Annotated in this window: 19 protein-coding genes; 8 read left to right on the top strand and 11 right to left on the bottom strand. The window is 52.4% G+C overall.

Translation table 11 applies throughout. The features are described from left to right. Positions 1-24: 24 nt before the first annotated feature. A complete protein-coding gene (gene fkpA, locus ACU8XX_RS01890) occupies positions 25-837 on the bottom strand; it encodes an FKBP-type peptidyl-prolyl cis-trans isomerase (protein ID WP_000838250.1) in 813 nt (270 codons plus the stop codon). 220 nt (positions 838-1,057) lie between these two features. Between fkpA and ACU8XX_RS01885 the strand changes: the two genes are divergently transcribed. Continuing rightward, a complete protein-coding gene (locus tag ACU8XX_RS01885) occupies positions 1,058-1,276 on the top strand; it encodes a protein SlyX (RefSeq protein ID WP_001153615.1) in 219 nt (72 codons plus the stop codon). 48 nt (positions 1,277-1,324) lie between these two features. Here ACU8XX_RS01885 and slyD read toward each other — a convergent pair whose 3' ends face one another. The 4 genes from slyD to kefG all read right to left on the bottom strand — a co-directional run bounded on the left by slyD (position 1,325) and on the right by kefG (position 4,576). Beyond that, on the bottom strand, positions 1,325-1,915 hold the full coding sequence (gene slyD, locus ACU8XX_RS01880; protein ID WP_000861334.1) for a peptidylprolyl isomerase: 591 nt from the start codon (positions 1,913-1,915) through the stop codon (positions 1,325-1,327). Positions 1,916-2,009: 94 nt separating this feature from the next. Beyond that, entirely contained in the window at positions 2,010-2,210 is a 201-nt protein-coding gene (locus tag ACU8XX_RS01875; protein ID WP_001007730.1) for a YheV family putative zinc ribbon protein, read from the bottom strand. Between the two features lie 9 nt (positions 2,211-2,219). Beyond that, on the bottom strand, positions 2,220-4,025 hold the full coding sequence (kefB, locus tag ACU8XX_RS01870) for a glutathione-regulated potassium-efflux system protein KefB (protein ID WP_000399122.1): 1,806 nt from the start codon (positions 4,023-4,025) through the stop codon (positions 2,220-2,222). Beyond that, a complete protein-coding gene (kefG, locus tag ACU8XX_RS01865) occupies positions 4,025-4,576 on the bottom strand; it encodes a glutathione-regulated potassium-efflux system ancillary protein KefG (protein ID WP_001297514.1) in 552 nt (183 codons plus the stop codon). The genes kefB and kefG overlap by 1 nt, the downstream gene beginning before the upstream one ends. A 130-nt stretch (positions 4,577-4,706) precedes the next feature. Between kefG and ACU8XX_RS01860 the strand changes: the two genes are divergently transcribed. From ACU8XX_RS01860 to ACU8XX_RS01845, 4 genes are read left to right on the top strand one after another with little or no spacing between them, the layout of a single operon-like run. Next, positions 4,707-6,620, top strand: a complete 1,914-nt coding sequence (locus tag ACU8XX_RS01860) for an ABC transporter ATP-binding protein (RefSeq protein ID WP_000634798.1) — start codon at positions 4,707-4,709, stop codon at positions 6,618-6,620. Next, positions 6,620-7,642: a hydrolase gene (locus ACU8XX_RS01855; protein WP_000057356.1), complete on the top strand. Its 1,023-nt coding sequence runs from the start codon at positions 6,620-6,622 to the stop codon at positions 7,640-7,642. Before ACU8XX_RS01860 ends, ACU8XX_RS01855 begins: the two co-directional genes overlap by 1 nt. After that, positions 7,636-7,854 carry a YheU family protein gene (locus ACU8XX_RS01850; RefSeq protein WP_000907085.1) on the top strand — a complete coding sequence of 73 codons (219 nt, stop codon included), beginning with the start codon at positions 7,636-7,638 and terminating at the stop codon, positions 7,852-7,854. Before ACU8XX_RS01855 ends, ACU8XX_RS01850 begins: the two co-directional genes overlap by 7 nt. A gap of 53 nt (positions 7,855-7,907) precedes the next feature. Then, the gene (locus ACU8XX_RS01845) at positions 7,908-8,777 is read left to right on the top strand and encodes a phosphoribulokinase (protein ID WP_001274680.1); all 870 of its coding nucleotides are present in this window, start codon (positions 7,908-7,910) and stop codon (positions 8,775-8,777) included. A 54-nt stretch (positions 8,778-8,831) separates the two neighbouring features. Here ACU8XX_RS01845 and ACU8XX_RS01840 read toward each other — a convergent pair whose 3' ends face one another. Next, positions 8,832-9,236 (bottom strand): OsmC family protein, encoded by a 405-nt coding sequence (locus ACU8XX_RS01840; protein ID WP_001148908.1) that lies wholly within the window; start codon positions 9,234-9,236, stop codon positions 8,832-8,834. Positions 9,237-9,537: 301 nt separating this feature from the next. On the opposite strand from ACU8XX_RS01840, the gene crp reads away from it, so the two are divergent. Continuing rightward, on the top strand, positions 9,538-10,170 hold the full coding sequence (crp, locus tag ACU8XX_RS01835) for a cAMP-activated global transcriptional regulator CRP (protein ID WP_000242755.1): 633 nt from the start codon (positions 9,538-9,540) through the stop codon (positions 10,168-10,170). Positions 10,171-10,220: 50 nt separating this feature from the next. Next, entirely contained in the window at positions 10,221-12,311 is a 2,091-nt protein-coding gene (locus ACU8XX_RS01830) for a YccS/YhfK family putative transporter (RefSeq protein ID WP_001295162.1), read from the top strand. 66 nt (positions 12,312-12,377) lie between these two features. On the opposite strand, the gene argD is transcribed toward ACU8XX_RS01830, so the two are convergent. From argD to ppiA, 5 genes are all read right to left on the bottom strand, one after another. Then, the gene (gene argD / locus ACU8XX_RS01825) at positions 12,378-13,598 is read right to left on the bottom strand and encodes a bifunctional acetylornithine/succinyldiaminopimelate transaminase (protein WP_000963792.1); all 1,221 of its coding nucleotides are present in this window, start codon (positions 13,596-13,598) and stop codon (positions 12,378-12,380) included. Between the two features lie 85 nt (positions 13,599-13,683). Further along, entirely contained in the window at positions 13,684-14,247 is a 564-nt protein-coding gene (pabA, locus tag ACU8XX_RS01820) for an aminodeoxychorismate synthase component 2 (protein WP_000601847.1), read from the bottom strand. 31 nt (positions 14,248-14,278) lie between these two features. Then, positions 14,279-14,881 carry a putative adenosine monophosphate-protein transferase Fic gene (locus tag ACU8XX_RS01815; protein ID WP_001280624.1) on the bottom strand — a complete coding sequence of 201 codons (603 nt, stop codon included), beginning with the start codon at positions 14,879-14,881 and terminating at the stop codon, positions 14,279-14,281. Further along, positions 14,871-15,038: a YhfG family protein gene (locus ACU8XX_RS01810; RefSeq protein WP_000736860.1), complete on the bottom strand. Its 168-nt coding sequence runs from the start codon at positions 15,036-15,038 to the stop codon at positions 14,871-14,873. The genes ACU8XX_RS01815 and ACU8XX_RS01810 overlap by 11 nt, the downstream gene beginning before the upstream one ends. A gap of 104 nt (positions 15,039-15,142) precedes the next feature. Beyond that, positions 15,143-15,715, bottom strand: a complete 573-nt coding sequence (gene ppiA / locus ACU8XX_RS01805) for a peptidylprolyl isomerase A (RefSeq protein WP_000477225.1) — start codon at positions 15,713-15,715, stop codon at positions 15,143-15,145. A gap of 270 nt (positions 15,716-15,985) precedes the next feature. On the opposite strand from ppiA, the gene tsgA reads away from it, so the two are divergent. Next, a complete protein-coding gene (gene tsgA / locus ACU8XX_RS01800; RefSeq protein ID WP_000185258.1) occupies positions 15,986-17,167 on the top strand; it encodes an MFS transporter TsgA in 1,182 nt (393 codons plus the stop codon). Positions 17,168-17,379: the final 212 nt, after the last annotated feature.

Genomic DNA, 17,379 nt, shown 5'->3' with positions numbered 1-17,379 from the left:
TGGTCAGGCGGCGGTTCTTAATGCTTATTTTTTAGCAGAATCTGCGGCTTTCGCATCAGCTTCCGGCTTTGCATCAGCCTTCGGCGCTGGTTTCACATCCAGCAGCTCTACGTCAAACACCAGGGTAGAATTCGGTGGGATCCCCGGAACACCCGCTTTGCCGTAAGCCAGTTCTGGTGGAATAACCAGTTTGATCTTACCGCCTTTCTTGATGTTCTTCAGACCTTCTGTCCAACCCGGGATAACACCGTCCAGACGGAAAGAAAGCGGTTCACCACGGGTGTAAGAGTTGTCGAACTCTTTACCGTCGATCAGCGTACCTTTGTAGTTCACTACAACAGTATCGCTGTCTTTCGGTGCTTCGCCTTTACCGGCTTCTACTACCTGATAAACCAGACCAGTTGAAGAGGTTTTCACACCTTTCTCTTTGGCAAATTTCTCGCGGTACTCTTTACCTTTTGCTTCGTTATCAGCCGCGTCTTTTTCCATCTTCGCCTGAGCAGAAGACTTCACGCGAGCTTCGAATGCTTGTAGAGTCTGTTCGATCTCTTGGTCGGAGAGTTTGCTCTTATCAGCAAATGCATCCTGAACACCAGCGATCAGCTGATCTTTATCCAGTTTGATGCCCAGTTTTTCTTGTTCTTTTAGAGAGTTTTCCATGTAACGACCCAGCGAGGCACCCAGTGCATAAGCTGATTTCTGATCGTCATTTTTGAACGCTGCTTTGCTGTCAGCAGCTGTAGCAGGTTTTGCAGCTTCAGCAGCAAAAGTGATTGGTGCATGCAGGGCAACGGCCATTGTGGTCGCCAGCAGCGTTACTTTAAACAGTGATTTCATCCATATCTCCAGGATCGGGGCATCTCACCCCAGGGTTAACTATTATCAGAAGGGTACTATAAAGCGTTGTCGAACAAATCTACATACAGACACGCCCTATTATCATCTATTTTCAGACTCTTTTTGTTTAAATTAGTTTCGATGACCGCGAAATGAGTGCTGTCTCGGGCAGCAAAGTTAAGTAGAATCCGCGGCGACCATTCGACAAAAGAGGTGAATCATGCAGGATTTATCATTGGAAGCACGCCTGGCAGAGCTGGAGAGCCGACTGGCTTTTCAGGAAATCACCATTGAAGAACTGAACGTCACGGTGACCGCTCATGAAATGGAGATGGCGAAACTGCGCGATCATCTGCGTCTGCTGACCGAGAAGTTAAAAGCCAGCCAGCCGTCGAACATCGCGTCGCAGGCTGAAGAAACGCCACCGCCACATTATTGAGGCGTAAAAAAAGCGGGGATTCCCCGCTTTTTTGTCACTTTTTCGGTATTAGTGGCAACCGCAACCGCCGTTGCCTTTACCGCCACAGCAGCCTTCGCCACCGTGTTCATGACCGTGATCGTGGCCATGACCGCCGCAGCAACCGTCGTGGTCGTGATCGTGGTGGTGATCGTGCGCGCCGTGAACGTGACCATGAGCCAGTTCTTCTTCAGTCGCTTCGCGAATCGCCACAACTTCAACGTTGAATTTCAGGTTCTGACCGGCCAGCATGTGGTTACCATCAACCACGACGTGATCGTCTTCAACCGCAGTGATTTCAACCGGTACCGGACCCTGGTCGGTTTCAGCCAGGAAACGCATACCTACCTGCAGTTCATCAACGCCCATAAATACGTCTTTAGGAACACGTTGCACCAGGTTTTCGTCGTACTGACCGTAAGCGTCGTTCGCGCCAACAGCGACATCAAATTTGTCGCCAACTTCATGACCTTCCAGCGCCGTTTCCAGGCCAGAGATCAGGGAACCGTGACCATGCAGGTAGTCCAGCGGCGCACTCACCGGAGACTCATCAACCAACACACCGTCTTCTGTACGTACCTGATAGGCCAGGCTGACCACCAGGTCTTTTGCTACTTTCATGATATCTCCTGAGCATGGGAAGAATAGTGGCGCAGATTGTAGCGGAATTCTGCAGCCGTGTACTCACTAGCTTAAAAAAACTCGGCGCATATCGCTAGTCCGGATGAAAAATCCCGATCACTTGCTCATCTTTGCGAACGTGATCGCGGGCTTCTTTGTCTGCTTCTCGCATCTGATGTCCGCACTTAACACATTCAACAATATCAATATTATTTTCGCGCCACATCGCCATTGAATCCTGCGCCTGACAGGCCGGGCATTTTGCGCCCGCAATAAAACGTTTTCGGATTGCCATCTTTACCCTCTACTCAAATTCATCCCAGCCGTCCAGCTGGCGTCGTTCTTGTTGCATTTCACGCTGGAAAATCTCTTCCAGTTCGCGTCGGGCTTCCCTGGCGCGAGAAATTTGTACGGTATCGGCATGCATTGGGATGAGCTCTCGCAGCATCCGCATATCCAGGCGGCGAAAATGCAGTTGCGCTCGCTGTGCCTGATGCGGATGCATGCCAAGCGTGACCAGCGTCTTGCGCCCCAGCTCTAACGCACTGGAGAATGTTTCACGGGAAAACTGCGTCACCCCTGCCTGTAATAACTCATGCGCTTCCACACGTCCGCGCGCTCGCGCAAGAATATGCAAATGCGGAAAGTGCTGTTGGCATATTTCCACCAGCTTCATGGTGTCTTCCGGCTCGTTACAGGTAATGACGATAGACTCAGCGGCCTCTGCACCCGCAGAACGTAAAAGATCGACCTGCGTGGCGTCGCCGTAATAAACTTTGTAGCCGTATTTACGCATCAGGTTAACGGCGCTGATATCCCGCTCCAGCACGGTAATGCGCATTTTATTTGCCATCAGCAAACGACCAATCACCTGACCAAAACGCCCGAAGCCCACGACAATGACCTGGGGTTTATCATCGTTGACCCACGGTTTTTCGTCTTCTTCTTCCGGTCCGTTAAACTGGCGGGATAGCCATTTATCCACCAGCTTCATCAGCAACGGCGTGGTCATCATGGAAAGCGTCACCGTCACCAGCAACAACGCCATCTGGTCGCCCTGGAATAAGCGTTGTGAAGAAGCGGTAGAAAAGAGGACAAAGGCAAACTCACCACCCTGACTCAACACGCCAGCAAACTGCATCCGCTCTGAGCTACGCACGCCATACAATCGCGCCAGCAGATACAGCACGAGAATTTTCACCGCCACCAGCACAACCACGCTTATCACTACCCACAACAGATGGGTATAAAGCACCCCGAGGTTGAGTGACATGCCGACAGAGATAAAGAACAAACCGAGCAGCAAGCCTTTGAAGGGATCGATAGCCGTTTCCAGTTCATGGCGATATTCACTTTCCGCCAGCAGCACGCCCGCAATAAATGTACCGAGCGCCATCGACAGCCCCAGCGCATCCATAAACAATGCGGAACCCAACACCAGCAGCAGCGTCGCGGCGGTGAACACTTCCCGCACGCCAGAAGCTGCAATAAAGCGGAATACCGGACGCAGTAAATAGCGCCCACCAATCAGCATGCCGACAAACGCCAGCACCTTCATGCCGATCTTCATCCAGTCGAAATGTTCGTCTGCCGACCCCGCCAACAACGGCACTAACGCCAGTGCTGGGATTACTGCCAGATCCTGAAACAGCAGAACCGAAAACCCGAGCTGGCCGGATTCGCTGCGATTCATCCCTTTCTCACGCATCAATTGCAACGCCATTGCAGTTGAAGACATCGCAAGGCCAATGCCACCGACCACCGCCGCCTGCCAGGCGAAATCCGTCAGCATCAATAATCCCGCCAGCAACGCCGCGCTTAACAGCACCTGTGCCGCGCCTACGCCAAAAATCGAACGCCGCAGTTGCCAAAGTTTGGAGGGATTCAACTCAAGGCCGATGATAAACATCAGGAATACCACGCCGAGTTCCGAAAAGTGGAGGATCTCATCGACGTCGCTAATAAACCCCAGCCCCCACGGGCCAATTGCAATCCCTGCCAGCAAATATCCCAACACAGCGCCAATACCCAGCCGCGATGCCAGCGGCACCGCAGCCACCGCCGCGAAGAGAAACAGCACTCCTGCGAGTAAAAAATCGGAACCTTCCATCAGCGGCCTCCTGGAGACAGCGGATTTGCCAGCCAGTCACCGTAGGCTCTGGCGTGGCTCGCCAGCTCCTGTGCGCTTTGCCGTCTCGCCCAGTAAATAATGATGGGACTTAACCAATGCATCCGGCACATGCCCGCCGCCAGTTCAAAGGGGCGCAGCACATCGCTCATCGGGTAGCGATTCAGCGCGTCATAACGGTAAGCACTTTCCGGCTCGCCGGTGGTAATCACGCTACGCCAGTACTTTCCCGCCAGTTGGTTTCCTCCCGGCCCGCTGGCAAAACCACGACTTAATACCCGGTCCAGCCACTCTTTCAGTAGCGCCGGGCAGCTATAGGTATAAAGAGGATGCTGAAAGACAATCACCTCGTGCTCGCGCAGTAATGCCTGCTCACGGGGGATATCAATAAAAAAATCGGGATAGTGCGCGTAAAGGTCGTGCACGGTAACATTGCTGAGCTGCGTGGCCGGTTTAAGCAGTACCCGGTTTGCCACCGAGTCCTGAGATTCCGGATGGGCATACAGCAGCAAAACTTTCGCTGGCTGAGACATCATCCCCCTCCCGGTATGGTTTTTGTGTATAGTCGCTGTTTTGGGCTACCATTGCGCCCGGTGCGGCAGCTCGCCCATACATTACATTATCATAATGATAAGTTAACATAGTCTGAACATACGGCACCTTATGATTGTTTTCTCCTCGTTACAAATTCGTCGCGGCGTGCGCGTCCTGCTGGATAATGCCACCGCCACCATCAACCCTGGGCAGAAAGTCGGCCTGGTGGGTAAAAACGGCTGTGGTAAATCTACCCTGCTGGCATTGCTGAAAAATGAAATCAGCGCCGACGGCGGCAGCTACACCTTTCCGGGAAGCTGGCAACTGGCGTGGGTGAATCAGGAAACGCCGGCGTTACCGCAAGCGGCGCTGGAATATGTCATTGACGGCGACCGTGAATATCGTCAACTAGAAGCGCAGCTACACGACGCCAACGAACGTAACGACGGGCACGCCATTGCGACCATTCATGGCAAGCTGGATGCTATTGACGCATGGAGTATTCGCTCCCGTGCTGCCAGCCTGCTGCACGGCCTCGGTTTCAGCAATGAACAACTGGAGCGCCCGGTAAGTGATTTTTCCGGGGGCTGGCGTATGCGTCTTAACCTTGCCCAGGCGCTGATTTGCCGTTCAGACTTGCTGCTGCTCGACGAACCGACTAACCACCTCGATCTCGATGCCGTTATCTGGCTGGAAAAATGGCTGAAGAGCTATCAGGGCACGCTGATCCTGATCTCTCACGACCGCGACTTCCTCGATCCGATCGTCGATAAAATTATTCATATCGAACAACAAAGCATGTTCGAGTACACCGGCAACTACAGTTCGTTTGAAGTACAGCGCGCCACCCGTCTGGCGCAGCAACAAGCGATGTACGAAAGCCAGCAGGAACGCGTAGCGCATCTGCAAAGTTATATCGACCGTTTCCGTGCCAAAGCCACCAAAGCGAAGCAGGCCCAGAGCCGCATTAAGATGCTCGAGCGTATGGAGCTAATTGCCCCCGCGCACGTCGACAACCCGTTCCGCTTTAGCTTCCGCGCGCCGGAAAGCCTGCCAAATCCGTTACTGAAGATGGAAAAAGTCAGCGCGGGCTATGGCGATCGCATTATTCTCGACTCGATTAAACTGAACCTGGTGCCCGGCTCGCGTATTGGTCTGTTAGGCCGCAATGGCGCGGGTAAATCGACATTAATCAAACTGTTAGCCGGTGAACTTGCGCCAGTCAGCGGTGAAATTGGTCTGGCGAAAGGGATCAAACTCGGCTACTTCGCCCAGCATCAACTTGAATACCTGCGCGCCGACGAATCACCTATTCAACATCTGGCACGTTTAGCGCCGCAGGAGCTGGAACAAAAACTGCGTGACTACCTCGGCGGCTTTGGTTTCCAGGGCGATAAAGTAACCGAAGAAACGCGCCGCTTCTCCGGTGGGGAAAAAGCCCGCCTGGTGCTGGCATTAATTGTCTGGCAGCGGCCGAATCTGCTGCTGCTCGACGAACCGACTAACCACCTTGACCTCGACATGCGTCAGGCACTCACCGAAGCATTAATCGAGTTTGAAGGCGCGCTGGTTGTCGTTTCGCACGACCGTCATTTGCTGCGTTCCACCACTGACGATCTCTACCTGGTTCACGATCGTAAAGTCGAACCGTTCGACGGCGATCTGGAAGATTATCAACAGTGGTTGAGCGACGTACAAAAGCAGGAAAACCAGACCGACGAAGCGCCAAAAGAGAATGCGAACAGCGCCCAGGCACGTAAAGATCAGAAGCGTCGGGAAGCTGAGCTGCGTGCGCAAACCCAGCCACTGCGTAAAGAGATTGCCCGTCTGGAAAAAGAGATGGAGAAGCTGAACGCGCAACTGGCGCAGGCGGAAGAGAAACTCGGCGACAGCGAACTGTATGACCAGAGCCGTAAAGCGGAGTTGACCGCCTGCCTGCAACAGCAAGCCAGCGCCAAATCCGGCCTGGAAGAGTGCGAAATGGCATGGCTGGAAGCCCAGGAGCAGCTTGAGCAGATGCTGCTGGAAGGCCAAAGCAACTGATGGCGCAGATAACGACGACCGATGCCAATGAATTCAGCAGCAGTGCTGAATTCATCCCCATGCGCGGCTTTAGCAATTGTCATCTGCAAACCATGCTGCCGCGTCTGTTTCGTCGTCAGGTGAAATTCACCCCGTACTGGCAGCGGCTGGAGTTGCCCGACGGCGATTTTGTCGATCTTGCGTGGAGTGAAAACCCTGCACAGGCGCAACATAAACCTCGTCTGGTGGTGTTTCACGGGCTGGAAGGCAGTCTCAACAGCCCTTACGCCCACGGTCTGGTTGAGGCGGCGCAAAAGCGCGGCTGGCTGGGCGTGGTGATGCATTTTCGCGGATGCAGCGGTGAACCAAACCGTATGCACCGCATTTACCATTCGGGCGAAACCGAAGACGCCAGTTGGTTTTTACGCTGGCTGCAACGCGAATTTGGTCATGCGCCAACGGCTGCCGTCGGCTATTCGCTCGGCGGTAATATGCTGGCCTGTTTGCTGGCAAAGGAAGGCAATGATCTCCCGGTTGATGCGGCGGTGATTGTCTCTGCGCCGTTTATGCTGGAAGCCTGTAGCTATCATATGGAAAAGGGCTTTTCCCGCGTTTATCAGCGTTACTTGCTGAACCTGTTAAAAGCCAATGCCGCGCGCAAGCTGGCAGCCTACCCCGGAACGCTGCCGATTAATCTCGCGCAGTTAAAATCGGTACGTCGCATCCGTGAATTTGACGATCTCATCACCGCCAGAATTCACGGCTACGCCGACGCTATCGACTATTATCGTCAGTGTAGCGCCATGCCGATGCTGAACCGGATCGCCAAACCGACGCTGATTATTCACGCCAAAGACGATCCGTTTATGGATCATCAGGTGATCCCGAAACCGGAAAGTCTCCCCCCGCAGGTGGAGTATCAACTGACTGAACATGGCGGTCATGTTGGCTTTATTGGCGGTACATTACTTCATCCGCAAATGTGGCTGGAGTCACGCATTCCTGACTGGTTAACAACGTATCTGGAGGCGAAATCATGTTGATTCCGTGGCAAGACCTCTCCCCCGAAACGCTGGAAAATTTAATTGAAAGCTTTGTGTTACGTGAAGGCACCGATTATGGTGAACATGAGCGTACACTTGAACAGAAAGTCGCCGACGTCAAACGCCAGCTACAGTGCGGAGAAGCGGTGCTGGTATGGTCGGAGCTGCACGAAACGGTCAATATTATGCCGCGCAGTCAGTTTCGCGAATAACCTGCAACCGTCGGCGGACGAGATAATAATGATAGCTAAGTCATGGAGTTACTATGTCTGCCAAACATCCGGTCATTGCGGTAACAGGATCCAGCGGCGCGGGGACCACCACCACCAGCCTCGCGTTTCGTAAAATATTCGCGCAGTTAAATCTGCATGCAGCTGAGGTGGAAGGCGACAGTTTTCACCGTTACACCCGCCCGGAAATGGACATGGCGATCCGCAAAGCGCGCGACGCCGGGCGGCATATCAGCTACTTCGGCCCCGAGGCTAACGACTTCGGCCTGCTGGAACAAACCTTCATTGAATACGGTCAGAGCGGCAAAGGGAAATCTCGCAAATATCTGCATACCTACGATGAAGCCGTACCGTGGAATCAGGTACCGGGGACATTCACCCCCTGGCAACCTTTACCGGAACCCACTGATGTACTGTTTTATGAAGGTTTACACGGCGGCGTAGTCACGCCACAGCATAACGTTGCGCAGCATGTGGACTTACTGGTCGGCGTGGTGCCTATCGTTAACCTTGAGTGGATTCAAAAACTGATCCGCGACACCAGCGAGCGCGGGCACTCACGAGAAGCAGTGATGGACTCAGTAGTGCGTTCAATGGAAGACTATATCAACTACATCACACCGCAGTTTTCCCGCACCCATCTTAACTTCCAGCGCGTTCCCACCGTCGACACTTCAAACCCGTTCGCGGCAAAAGGTATCCCGTCGCTCGATGAAAGCTTTGTGGTGATCCATTTTCGTAATCTGGAAGGGATCGATTTCCCCTGGCTGCTGGCGATGTTGCAAGGCTCATTCATTTCCCACATCAATACGTTAGTGGTACCGGGCGGCAAAATGGGTCTGGCAATGGAATTAATTATGCTGCCGCTGGTGCAACGATTGATGGAAGGAAAGAAAATCGAGTAACTCTGCTATTACGCCGGATAAAATACTATCCGGCTTCACAACGGGATAGTTAAGTCACGCGGCAACCACTTCATACGAGTGAGTAATATTCACCGCTTTTTCCAGCATCAACGCCACTGAACAATATTTCTCGGCAGAGAGATCAACCGCACGCGCAACCGCTGCGTCTTTCAGGTCGCGACCGGTGACGATAAAATGCAGATTAATGTGCGTAAACAGGCGTGGTGCCTCTTCGCGGCGTTCAGAGGTCAATTTTACTTCACAATCGACCACATCCTGACGCCCTTTTTGCAGGATCGAAACCACATCGATGGCACTGCAACCACCCGCCGCCATCAACACCATTTCCATCGGACTTGGTGCTTTATCGCCTGAGTTGCCGTCCATTAAAATCTGATGACCAGAGGCGGATTCGCCCAGAAAAGTTAACCCTTCGACCCACTTCACTCGCGCTTGCATTTTTGCTACTCCACTGCGTCAATTTTCCTGACAGAGTACGCGTACTAACCAAATCGCGCAACGGAAGGCGACCTGGGTCATGCTGAAGCGAGACACCAGGAGACACAAAGCGAAAGCTATGCTAAAACAGTCAGGATGCTACAGTAATACATTGATGTACTGCATGTATGCAAAGGACGTCACATTACCGTGCAGTACAGTTGATAGCCCCTTCCCAGGTAGCGGGAAGCATATTTCGGCAATCCAGAGACAGCGGCGTTATCTGGCTCTGGAGAAAGCTTATAACAGAGGATAACCGCGCATGGTGCTTGGCAAACCGCAAACAGACCCGACTCTCGAATGGTTCTTGTCTCATTGCCACATTCATAAGTACCCATCCAAGAGCACGCTTATTCACCAGGGTGAAAAAGCGGAAACGCTGTACTACATCGTTAAAGGCTCTGTGGCAGTGCTGATCAAAGACGAAGAGGGTAAAGAAATGATCCTCTCCTATCTGAATCAGGGTGATTTTATTGGCGAACTGGGCCTGTTTGAAGAGGGCCAGGAACGTAGCGCATGGGTACGTGCGAAAACCGCCTGTGAAGTGGCTGAAATTTCGTACAAAAAATTTCGCCAATTGATTCAGGTAAACCCGGACATTCTGATGCGTTTGTCTGCACAGATGGCGCGTCGTCTGCAAGTCACTTCAGAGAAAGTGGGCAACCTGGCGTTCCTCGACGTGACGGGCCGCATTGCACAGACTCTGCTGAATCTGGCAAAACAACCAGACGCTATGACTCACCCGGACGGTATGCAAATCAAAATTACCCGTCAGGAAATTGGTCAGATTGTCGGCTGTTCTCGTGAAACCGTGGGACGCATTCTGAAGATGCTGGAAGATCAGAACCTGATCTCCGCACACGGTAAAACCATCGTCGTTTACGGCACTCGTTAATCCCGTCGGAGTGGCGCGTTACCTGGTAGCGCGCCATTTTGTTTCCCCCGATGTGGCGCAGACTGATTTATCACCCCGATATCAACTATGCACTTCGACAAACGCTGGTGCTATGTTTGCCCGTGGCCGTTGGGTTAATGCTTGGCGAATTACGATTCGGTCTGCTCTTCTCCCTCGTTCCTGCCTGTTGCAATATTGCGGGCCTTGATACGCCTCATAAACGTTTTTTCAAACGCTTAATCATTGGTGCGTCGCTGTTTGCCACCTGTAGCTTGCTGACACAGCTACTACTGGCAAAAGATGTCCCCCTGCCCTTTTTGCTGACCGGATTAACGCTGGTACTTGGCGTCACTGCTGAGCTGGGGCCATTGCACGCAAAATTGCTTCCCGCATCGCTGCTCGCCGCCATTTTTACCCTCAGTCTGGCGGGATACATGCCGGTCTGGGAACCATTGCTCATCTATGCGTTGGGCACTCTCTGGTACGGATTGTTTAACTGGTTTTGGTTCTGGATCTGGCGCGAACAACCGCTGCGCGAGTCACTAAGTCTGCTGTACCGTGAACTGGCAGATTATTGTGAAGCCAAATACAGCCTGCTTACCCAGCACACCGACCCTGAAAAAGCGCTGCCGCCGCTGCTGGTGCGCCAGCAAAAAGCGGTCGATTTAATTACCCAGTGCTATCAGCAAATGCATATGCTTTCCGCGCAAAACAATACCGATTACAAGCGGATGCTGCGTATTTTCCAGGAGGCGCTGGATTTGCAGGAACATATTTCGGTCAGTTTGCATCAGCCGGAAGAGGTGCAAAAACTGGTCGAGCGTAGCCATGCGGAAGAAGTTATCCGCTGGAATGCGCAAACCGTCGCCGCTCGCCTGCGCGTGCTGGCTGATGACATTCTTTACCATCGCCTGCCAACGCGTTTTACGATGGAAAAGCAAATTGGCGCACTGGAAAAAATCGCCCGCCAGCATCCGGATAATCCGGTTGGGCAATTCTGCTACTGGCATTTCAGCCGCATCGCCCGCGTGCTGCGCACCCAAAAACCGCTCTATGCCCGTGACTTACTGGCCGATAAACAGCGGCGAATGCCATTACTTCCGGCGCTGAAAAGTTATCTGTCACTAAAGTCTCCGGCGCTACGCAATGCCGGACGACTCAGTGTGATGTTAAGCGTTGCCAGCCTGATGGGCACCGCGCTGCATCTGCCGAAGTCGTACTGGATCCTGATGACGGTATTGCTGGTGACACAAAATGGCTATGGCGCAACCCGTCTGAGGATTGTGAATCGCTCCGTGGGAACCGTGGTCGGGTTAATCATTGCGGGCGTGGCGCTGCACTTTAAAATTCCCGAAGGTTACACCCTGACGTTGATGCTGATTACCACCCTCGCCAGCTACCTGATATTGCGCAAAAACTACGGCTGGGCGACGGTCGGTTTTACTATTACCGCAGTGTATACCCTGCAACTATTGTGGTTGAACGGCGAGCAATACATCCTTCCGCGTCTTATCGATACCATTATTGGTTGTTTAATTGCTTTCGGCGGTACTGTCTGGCTGTGGCCGCAGTGGCAGAGCGGGTTATTGCGTAAAAACGCCCATGATGCTTTAGAAGCCTATCAGGAAGCGATTCGCTTGATTCTTAGCGAGGATCCGCAACCTACGCCACTGGCCTGGCAGCGAATGCGGGTAAATCAGGCACATAACACTCTGTATAACTCATTGAATCAGGCGATGCAGGAACCGGCGTTTAACAGCCATTATCTGGCAGATATGAAACTGTGGGTAACGCACAGCCAGTTTATTGTTGAGCATATTAATGCCATGACCACGCTGGCGCGGGAACACCGGGCATTGCCACCTGAACTGGCACAAGAGTATTTACAGTCTTGTGAAATCGCCATTCAGCGTTGTCAGCAGCGACTGGAGTATGACGAACCGGGTAGTTCTGGCGATGCCAATATCATGGATGCGCCGGAGATGCAGCCGCACGAAGGCGCGGCAGGTACGCTGGAGCAGCATTTACAGCGGGTTATTGGTCATCTGAACACCATGCACACCATTTCGTCGATGGCATGGCGTCAGCGACCGCATCACGGGATTTGGCTGAGTCGCAAGTTGCGGGATTCGAAGGCGTAATGCAGGCTAAACCATCGGATAAGGCATTCACGCCGCATCCGACATCTTTTGCCTGATGCTTCGTATTTACGCCCCAACCACCTTCGCCACCGCGTGGGCGAAACGTTGCATCCCTTCATCGATATCCGCATCTTCCACCACCAGCGACGGTGCAAAACGCATCACATCCGGTCCGGCATTCAGCACCATTACGCCAGCCTCTGCGCCCGCATACAGGAAATCACGCGCCCGACCTTTGTACTGTGGTTTCAGCTCTGCGCCAATCAACAGCCCCATACCGCGAATATCGCTAAATACATCGTACTGCTGATCGATCTTCTGCAGATGGTCAACAAAACGCTGGCGTTTCGCCTGAATGCCTTCCAGCACTTCAGGGGTATTGATGATATCAAACGCCGCCCCCGCTACTGCACAGGCCAGAGGATTACCGCCGTAGGTGGAACCGTGAGAACCAGGATGAAACGCAGAAGCAATTTCCGCCGTGGTCAGCATGGCGCTAATCGGGAAGCCGCCGCCTAACGCTTTCGCAGAGGTCAGAATATCCGGCGTAACGCCGTAGTGCATGTAAGCAAACAAATCGCCGGTCCGCCCCATCCCGCACTGCACTTCATCAAACACCAATAATGCCTGATGTTGATCGCACAGCTCGCGCAAGCCCTGCAAAAACTCTGGCGTCGCTGCCGTCACACCGCCCTCGCCCTGGATCGGCTCAACCACCACCGCACAGGTGTGATCATCCATCACCGCTTTCACTGCATGGAGATCGTTAAAGGGAACGTGGATGATGTCTGCCGGTTTCGGCCCAAAGCCGTCGGAATATTTTGGCTGCCCACCCACCGAAACGGTAAACAGCGAGCGACCATGAAAAGCGTTATGGAAGGCAATAATTTTGGTTTTGAACGGGCTATGACGCACACAGGCGTAATGGCGTGCCAGTTTAAAGGCGGTTTCGTTAGCTTCCGTGCCGGAGTTCATAAACACCACGCGTTCGGCAAACGTTGCCTCAATCAGTTTACGCCCAAGACGCAGCGCCGGTTCATTGGTGAAAACGTTACTGATATGCCACAGAGTTTCGCCCTGGGTTTTTAACGCGTTCACCAGCGCAGGATGGCAATGGCCCAACGCCGTAACTGCAATGCCACCCGCGAAATCGACATACTCCTTGCCTTGCTGATCCCAGATTCGGCTGCCCTGACCTTTTACCGGAATAAACTCTGCCGGAGCATAAATCGGCAGGATCACTTCATCGAAAGTCGCGCGTGTAATTGCTGTTTGTTCAATTGCCATCTCATGATCACCCTGTTACGCATAAACAAATGTGAAATTATAACCACAAAATATGCATAAAAAATCACTAAATGGCAATCAGAAATCAGCGATGCAGGAAATTAGCCAGCAGTTGATGTCCTTGTTCGCTAAGAATACTTTCTGGATGGAACTGCACACCTTCCAGATCCCACTGGCGATGGCGAATCCCCATAATCTCGCGGGTTTCGCTCCAGGCCGTCACGTCAAAGCACGCTGGTAATGAGTCAGGTTCCACCACCAGCGAATGGTAGCGTGTCACGGTAAGTGGATTTGCCAGCCCCCGAAATACGCCCTCACCGTTATGTGTAATCGGCGAGGTTTTGCCGTGCATGACCTTTGCGGCGCGCACAACTTTACCGCCAAATGCCTGCGCCATTGCCTGATGACCGAGGCAGACGCCAAGAATCGGCAAGCGCCCGGCATAGTGGCGAATAACGTCAAGGGAGATCCCGGCTTCATCTGGCGTACAGGGGCCAGGTGAGATGACAATTTTTTGTGGTTTAAGGGCGTCGATATCCGCCAGCGTCAACGCATCGTTGCGCTTAACCAGCACATCCGCCCCCAGTTCACAAAAGTACTGGTAGAGGTTCCAGGTAAAAGAATCGTAGTTATCTATAAGCAGGATCATGGCGGCTCCGGTACGAAAGAACCACGCTATTTTACTCAGATTCCCCGGCTTCGCTTACCACTTTGCTAAATATCATCTGCAGCGCGGTGAGATCCCCCATTGCCCCACTCTGATTTGCCTGATTCCAGGCTTCTTTTTCGATACCCTGCCAGCTCAGTTGATATCCGGCATGAATCGCCAGTTGCTCGAAGAAGATCCGCTGTGCCAGTCCGCTTCCCACACGGAAGGGATGCAGCACGTTGATTTCACAATAGTAATGCGCCAGCCGCTCGACGAACTTCGCTTTCTCCAGGCCAACCAGATAACCTTCTTCCTCCAGATCCTGCATCAGGGCATTGCCCTCTTTTTCGATATAAGCAAAGTGGCAGAACGGCGTATCGCCCTGATAAATATCAACTTCACGCAGTTGCCCCGCCCAGTCGAAAATATCCTGATACAGCTGGCGATGGATAGTGCGCAAATGCGGTAAACCGCGCACCAGCGGACCAAGCTCAATGGTCGCAGCACGCAGCGCCGTCATTTCGTAAGCGGCCTGTTCCAGCCGCTGCTGCTGGTGGATGTTCAGCCGGTTACGCATGATATCAAGGCCAGGATAAAGATACGGATCGCGCCCTTCGCCGAATTTATCGCTCATAGTGCCTCCTCAGCTCTTCAAGGCGCGCTAAAGCCTCTGCGGCAGTAAGAGTGACTAAAGGCATCTCGACGCCTTCAAGACGGCGACTGGCCTGGAAATTACGATTACGCTGAAGCTCCCAGAGACGGGACTTTTGCTTATCGGTGAGTTTCTTCACTTGATGCCTCCCTGAACGTGTCCATTTGCCACAAGTATAAGCGGCAAATCCGGGTTACGCCGGGAGAGCAGAAGCGCGGGCAAGATTGCCCGCGCGAAAAATCATTACGGCAGGACTTTAGCGGAAAGGATAACTACCGGTTTTGACGGCACATTCTGGTACGGACCAACGTCATGAGTCGGCACCTGGGAAATCTTATCGGCAACGTCCATGCCTTTCACCACTTTACCAAATACCGCGTAACCGAAATCACGCTGACCATGGTCAAGGAAGGCGTTATCGGCAACGTTGATAAAGAACTGGCTGGTGGCGCTGTCTTTGTCAGCGGTACGCGCCATCGCGATGGTGCCACGCGTGTTGCGCAGGCCGTTATCGGCTTCATTTTTGATTGGCGGGTTTGGTTTTTTCTGCTGCATCTGCTCGGTGAAACCGCCGCCCTGAATCATAAAGCCAGGAATGACGCGGTGAAAGGTAGTGTTGTTATAAAAACCGCTGTTCACATAATCGACAAAGTTTTGCACAGACACTGGCGCTTTTTGTTTATCCAGCTCCAGTTCGATGTTACCAGCTGAGGTTGTCAACAATACGTGCGGGTCCCCTTTCGCTGCCATTGCTGCGGGAGAAAGAGCAGAAAGAGCGAAAACAGCAGCCATCGCCGCCAGGGTCGATTTGAACATGAGATTTCCTTAACAAACAGAGCAGAAAAAAAGCAAGTGAAGAGATTCTAAATAGCCTTCAAGAACAAGGCCATCCCTTTACCTAATTTTACGTATCTGAAATATATGTAACCTGACGATCACTTTTTATTCCGTGATCAAAATCACCTCTTAAAATGCAATTTAGCAACCGATTGCAATAAAACATTTAAACAGATCACAAAATCACCTAAAATCGCCCGCTCGCGGCATATCCCGCTATGCCATTTTATTTTTGAACGCAGGCCAATCATGACTAACAGCAATCGCATCAAGCTCACATGGATTAGCTTTCTCTCCTACGCACTGACTGGTGCGTTGGTTATTGTCACCGGGATGGTGATGGGAAATATCGCCGATTATTTCAATCTGCCTGTTTCCAGTATGAGTAACACCTTCACCTTCCTCAACGCCGGCATTTTAATCTCTATCTTCCTCAACGCCTGGCTGATGGAAATCGTCCCGTTGAAAACGCAGTTACGTTTTGGCTTTCTCCTGATGGTGCTGGCGGTTGCCGGTTTGATGTTCAGCCACAGCCTGGCGCTGTTCTCGACGGCGATGTTCATTCTCGGGGTGGTCAGCGGCATTACTATGTCGATTGGTACATTCCTGATAACACAAATGTATGAAGGGCGTCAGCGCGGTTCCCGCCTGTTATTTACTGACTCCTTCTTCAGTATGGCTGGGATGATTTTCCCAATGATCGCCGCGTTTCTACTGGCGCGCAGCATTGAGTGGTACTGGGTTTATGCCTGCATCGGGCTGGTGTATGTCGCTATTTTTATTCTGACCTTCGGCTGTGAGTTCCCGGCACTGGGCAAACATGCGCCAAAAACGGATGCTCCGGTAGAGAAAGAAAAGTGGGGGATCGGCGTACTGTTTCTCTCTGTTGCGGCGCTGTGCTACATCCTCGGTCAGTTAGGTTTTATCTCCTGGGTGCCTGAGTATGCCAAAGGCCTGGGCATGAGCCTGAACGACGCGGGCACGCTGGTGAGTAACTTCTGGATGTCATACATGGTCGGCATGTGGGCGTTCAGCTTTATTCTTCGCTTCTTTGATTTGCAACGCATTCTGACCGTACTGGCTGGTCTGGCTGCGATTCTGATGTACGTCTTTAACACCGGAACACCAGCACATATGGCGTGGTCAATTCTCGCTCTGGGCTTCTTCTCCAGCGCGATCTATACCACCATCATCACCCTGGGTTCACAGCAGACCAAAGTACCGTCGCCAAAACTGGTTAACTTTGTCCTGACCTGCGGAACCATCGGTACTATGTTGACCTTTGTGGTTACCGGCCCGATTGTTGAACATAGCGGTCCGCAGGCGGCACTGCTTACAGCAAACGGTCTGTACGCTGTCGTCTTTGTGATGTGCTTCCTGTTAGGTTTCGTCAGCCGTCACCGTCAGCATAACACCCTGACCTCTCATTAATTGCTAATGCCGGACGGCACTATCGTCGTCCGGCCTTTTCCTCTCTTCCCCCGCTACGTGCATCTATTTCTATAAACCCGTTCATTTTGTCTATTTTTTGCACAAACATGAAATATCAGACAATTCCGTGACTTAAGAAAATTTATACAAATCAGCAATATACCCCTTAAGGAGTATATAAAGGTGAATTTGATTTACATCAATAAGCGGGG

It is taken from the genome of Escherichia sp. MAL-1 (assembly GCF_052948035.1).
Note: the sequence above shows the minus strand (reverse complement) of the source record. Positions and strands in the feature narration are given on the sequence as shown.